At 42.7% G+C, this 4,709-nt stretch carries 7 protein-coding genes; 1 reads left to right on the top strand and 6 read right to left on the bottom strand.

The genetic code is table 11. From position 1 onward, the window contains the following. Positions 1-165 precede the first annotated feature (165 nt). The 3 genes from KYS23_RS20370 to KYS23_RS20360 form a co-directional block, all read right to left on the bottom strand. The gene (locus KYS23_RS20370) at positions 166-522 is read right to left on the bottom strand and encodes a DUF2750 domain-containing protein (protein WP_218420055.1); all 357 of its coding nucleotides are present in this window, start codon (positions 520-522) and stop codon (positions 166-168) included. A gap of 118 nt (positions 523-640) precedes the next feature. Further along, the gene (locus KYS23_RS20365) at positions 641-949 is read right to left on the bottom strand and encodes a hypothetical protein (RefSeq protein ID WP_218420054.1); all 309 of its coding nucleotides are present in this window, start codon (positions 947-949) and stop codon (positions 641-643) included. Between the two features lie 114 nt (positions 950-1,063). Further along, positions 1,064-1,393 (bottom strand): hypothetical protein, encoded by a 330-nt coding sequence (locus KYS23_RS20360; protein ID WP_218420052.1) that lies wholly within the window; start codon positions 1,391-1,393, stop codon positions 1,064-1,066. Between the two features lie 183 nt (positions 1,394-1,576). Between KYS23_RS20360 and KYS23_RS20355 the strand changes: the two genes are divergently transcribed. Beyond that, positions 1,577-2,614 (top strand): IS110 family RNA-guided transposase, encoded by a 1,038-nt coding sequence (locus KYS23_RS20355; RefSeq protein ID WP_218420051.1) that lies wholly within the window; start codon positions 1,577-1,579, stop codon positions 2,612-2,614. 241 nt (positions 2,615-2,855) lie between these two features. Here KYS23_RS20355 and KYS23_RS20350 read toward each other — a convergent pair whose 3' ends face one another. The 3 genes from KYS23_RS20350 to KYS23_RS20340 form a co-directional block, all read right to left on the bottom strand. Further along, positions 2,856-3,221 carry a hypothetical protein gene (locus KYS23_RS20350; RefSeq protein ID WP_218420048.1) on the bottom strand — a complete coding sequence of 122 codons (366 nt, stop codon included), beginning with the start codon at positions 3,219-3,221 and terminating at the stop codon, positions 2,856-2,858. 121 nt (positions 3,222-3,342) lie between these two features. Beyond that, positions 3,343-3,771 carry a hypothetical protein gene (locus KYS23_RS20345; RefSeq protein WP_218420046.1) on the bottom strand — a complete coding sequence of 143 codons (429 nt, stop codon included), beginning with the start codon at positions 3,769-3,771 and terminating at the stop codon, positions 3,343-3,345. Between the two features lie 115 nt (positions 3,772-3,886). Continuing rightward, positions 3,887-4,534: a hypothetical protein gene (locus tag KYS23_RS20340; protein WP_218420045.1), complete on the bottom strand. Its 648-nt coding sequence runs from the start codon at positions 4,532-4,534 to the stop codon at positions 3,887-3,889. Positions 4,535-4,709: the final 175 nt, after the last annotated feature.

The following is a 4,709-nucleotide window of genomic DNA, read 5'->3' as shown; positions in this document are numbered from 1 at the left end:
TTACTCCGTTTTTTAATCCCCAAATGAAAACCCCTGTTCAATTACCATTGGCACATAACTTTTAAATAAGGGGCGCAAGCACGCAGGGCATAATGGCGAAGCCGCCCTGCGTGTTTGCGTCCCAGCCCGCGCAGCGGGCGAACTTGATTTTTTTGTTAGGAGACATTACCCAAATGCCTCTACTTGCTTAACTAGTATTGATGCTGGAATATCTATGCCGGTCAGGTTTTTCCCTGAAAGGTTTACCCCAACTACTTTCTCATCATCCTGTAGGATAGGTAAGAAGTGCTCCTTAAATTGCGCCCAGCTAACACTTTGTGCTTCGACCTCTCCGAGCAATTCAGGATTCAGTTTTTTAAGCCTCTCGATTCTAGATTTGGAAGACCATAGGGGCAACGATACTTTGTTGTCACTAACATCAAACTCTAAGAGTATTTCGTTTGGGAGGCAACCAAACCAAACTATTTGAGTCGCTGCGACTTCTTCGTAAAATTTGTTTGCTTGTGCGACGCCTGCTGACATTTCCTTGTCTCCTAACTTTAAGCTAAGGGGCGCAGATGCGTGGGGCATAATGGCGAAGCCGCCCCGCATGTATGCGTCCCAGCGAACGAAGTGAGTGACTTAATTTTTTTGTTAGGTGTCAATGCCAAAACTTCCACCAACTTTTACTAGAGGTGTTGATTACTTTCGCTTGGTCGTAGCAACAGCCACAAAGTAACTTTATATTCGCGAATGCTTCAGACTCTTCATTCCAGTCACCACCACATTCTAACCGTTTAACTTCACATTGATTGCACCAAGCATCTGGTCTTTTGTTGTCGTCTGATTCTGGTGCTGAGTTGTAACCTACTTTGTTCTTCGTTGTCATACTGTCCATGAGATGCTGGCACACAAAAGTAGCTTGTTGTTCACCGTGCTTACAACAATTCACTGTATTATCAGTTTCCATCCTGACTCCTAACTTTAAGCTAAGGGGCGCAGATGCGTGGGGCATAATGGCGAAGCCGCCCCGCGTATGAGTCCCAGCGACCGCAGGGAGCGACTTAAGCGCATTGTTAAGTTTTTATGGAAGAATGCTGATATAAGCTATACCTTCAGAGTCGCTATGCAAATCACAGTTACCGCCTCCTACGACAAGAACTTCTTTGCCAGAGGCTTTGGCCATCAAAATGGCTGAGTAAATAGCACGTCCTTTATCGGTGGTTGCGTCCGCGACAAAACGAGCGGTCACATTGCATTCGACATTTAGATTACTAGCTGAAGGCATCGTATCAAGACGAAACCATACTTTTTGATTCACCCAGATTTGAGAAACTTTGCCTGTTACAGTATCAGCAGATAACGTTTGAATAAATAAGAGACAAATTATCCCTATGGCGTATTTTGATTTCATAACTACTCCTGGTTACTATATGACTGAAAACTTAACTTTTAAATAAGGGGCGATAACGCGTAGGGCATAATAGCGAAGCGGCCCTGCGTGTTAGCGTCCCAACGAGATAATTGGACTCCCCAACCTAATAGGTTGGTCTAACATTTACGTTGTCACACACAAAGGTTAGATAGGAGTCCATCTATGTATAATATGCTCACTGGTGTAGATTTAGCAAAAAAAGAGATCCAGGTTTGTGTCGCCAAATCGAATAAGATAGTTCGTAATATGCCGATGACGCCCACTGCTTTTTCTAATTGGCTAGCCACTCAAAAACCAATGACAGTTGTTTTTGAAGCGTGTGCGACGTCAAATTATTGGTATCAATATGCGCGTGAATACGGGCATGATGCCCGTTTAATATCAGCTAAGCTTGTATCGAATATTCGTCAAAACCAAAAGACTGATAAGAACGATGCTGAAGCGGTTTTACAGGCATCACAACTTAGTAACGTGAATTTTATTAGCGGGAAGTCTAAGGAGCAGCAGGAGCTTCAATCACTTGTCCGTATGCATCAACTATCAGTAAAGCATAAAGTTGCTTACGGGAATCAACTCTGTTCGTTACTTTTAGAGTTCAACATTAAGTTGTCACCAACAGATGTGGGGTTGAACAGTGCAATACAGTCGATATTGGAAGATGCAGAAAATGGATTTAGCGCGATATTCAGAGAGGCATTACACACGGCATGGCATCAATATCTCAAGAGTATAGAGCTCGTAAAACACTACGAAAAGAGTGTAGCTAGAGCCAGCAGAGCATCAGAAGCTTGCAAAAATCTCATGAAGATAGAAGGTGTTGGCCCGACAAATGCGGTTAACCTGTACATAGCGCTAGGTTGTTGTGAGTTAGGCGTTTTCAAAAAAGCCCGAGACGCTGCTGCGTGTATCGGTTTAACGCCAATACAACATTCTTCAGGTGGTAAAGTGTGTTTGGGGTCTATAGGTAAAAATATACGGAACTCGTCATTGCGCGCTAACTTGGTCGCAGGTGCGATGTCAGCAGTAAACCAGGCGGTTAAACGTGATTCGCGAACGAAGAAAGATGAATGGATTAAAGGGCTAGTAGAGCGGCGAGGTAAGCGTTGTGCAGCTGTAGCTCTTGCCAATAAAACCGTCAGAACGGCATTTTCGTTGCTACGCAACGGAACTGAGTATAAAGCAGAGTTATTAGCTGCTTAGTTTTAAGTTAACAACTAAATGCGCCATACAAGATAAAAATCAGCTTGGTAAGCCAGTGCTGCGCTCAGGGCATAAAAGCCCGCCAGCGAGATGTGGCATCAAGTTCGCGTAAATATCATAGAGCCGGGATAGCTTCCCATTATGAGCTCGTACATAAGCACGCATTACATCTTGAACGGTAAAAATAGTTGTTGACTATGGGGAGTCCACATAAGCGTTAGCGAGTGCCATAATTTGTTTGTTAGGTTTCATCTCCGCCTTTTAAATTTATATGGAACTTACCCTTAAAAAGATAATAAATTGAAGGCAAGCCAAAAAACACAAAGAAACCAATTGGACCCGACAATGATTCTGAAGCTGAATAGCTTTGATACAAGTATATAGCAGAAAGTACTAGCAACATTGTTGCAATTGCATAATTGAGTATTCTAACTAGTCTTCCGCGCCATTCAGTTTCCCAAATTTTTAACATTATGATTGGGAATACTATCCAAATCAAAACACCTGCAATCCAAGCTGTCCACTCTTGGCCTGTGATGAAATAAAACAGCCAATACAACGGGAAAAACAAAACAACAGCCAAAATTGCGATTACAAGTAATCTCACAATGAAACCTAACGCCCTGCTTAGGGGCGGAAACACATGGGCTAAAATTAGGAACGAAGTGACGCAGCCCATGTGTTTGCGTCCCAGCGAGCCTGCGAGCGACTACAGCAGATTGTTATGTTCACTTAATCACTAAATTATCTAAGACCTTGTTTAACTGGCCTAGTTTAAGTTTGTACTCGCAATTGTAAACTTCTTTGGGTGAACTAGAAATACAAGGTTTTGAAGGATTCTTAATAAGGTAATCTTCAATTGTTTCTGAAATGCTCCCCACGAATTCAGCAGAGCTGTGAGAAGACGACTTTGCAAATTCTTTATACTTCTCTGCCTCCAAAACTAGAGCACCATTGATAAATCTTTGTATGTCTTCTCCTTCTGGTTCTTCCAGTGATAGTAGACCAGAGGTAATCAAACCAATTAATCCAGCTTGCCCGATAATGTGATCGGCTTTTTGTGCCTGCAGTTTTTCAGAAAGCAAATAGTCGTGGATTTGATAACCTACGAACATAGAGATTAAGCATACGGTTAAATAAGAAACGAAAAATCTCATAAGTTACCTGTGAACATAACTTTTAAATAAGGGGCGCAGGCATGTGGGGCATAATGGCGAAGCCGCCCCGCATGTATGCGTCCCAGCGAACGAAGTGAGCGACTTAATTTTTTTGTTAGGTGCCATTGCCAAACAAAAACTCCATTTCTGGCAGCTTTTTAAGCTTACGTGAATGAATAATTGCATTCCTTACAGCCAGAAGTTGTTCCTTTGGTGTGAGGTTTAATACTGATTTTGTAAAGTCCTTTACCGAAATAGCCCAATCCCTGTCATCGTTGCATTGCAGCACATTTTCCAAGTGCATGTTTGCGCTTTGAAAATCTGAAGCATGTAAACAAACTAATCCTTTATTTAGGCATGCCCAAATGTTCTGTTTGTCCCCCACAGTGTTCGTCAATACAAACTCCTTAGCAAGTTCTGGAGATGACATTAAATGTCTGTGGGCAAGGGCTTTAACCTTTGCTTTCTCTGAAAGCGCGATCGCTTCTGGAAAAAAAGAATCTTCGTCTTTGAATTCTATGAATGAATTTTCTCTGTATCCAATATCGAAAGACATAAATTCTTTCGGGTACCAAAGCCACGATATCCCTACATTCAGATAAGTACCTTTAGACCAACTAGATGGTTGAAACTCGATCATTGTAAGCCACCACCCATTATCGTCCAGCCAAACCCTAGATTGTCCTTTTCTAACTAATCCAACCGGCTTCAGAATTTCCCTGGCTGCCCTATTGATGAGTTTGCTATGTATTGGTGTGGCCATCGCTTCCTCTTGGCACCTAACGCGCCGCATAACGGGCAAATATACGTAGGCTAAAATACCGAGCAGAGCGAGGGGAGCCTACGTGTATTTGTCCCCCGCGAGATAATTGGACTCCCCAACCTAATAGGTTGGTCTAACATTTACGTTGTCACACACAAAGGTTAGGTAGGAGCCC

The organism is Alteromonas lipotrueae, from assembly GCF_019249255.1.
Lineage (GTDB): Bacteria > Pseudomonadota > Gammaproteobacteria > Enterobacterales > Alteromonadaceae > Alteromonas > Alteromonas lipotrueae.
The sequence above is the reverse complement of the archived record's forward strand: the minus strand, read 5'-3'. Positions and strand labels throughout refer to the sequence as shown.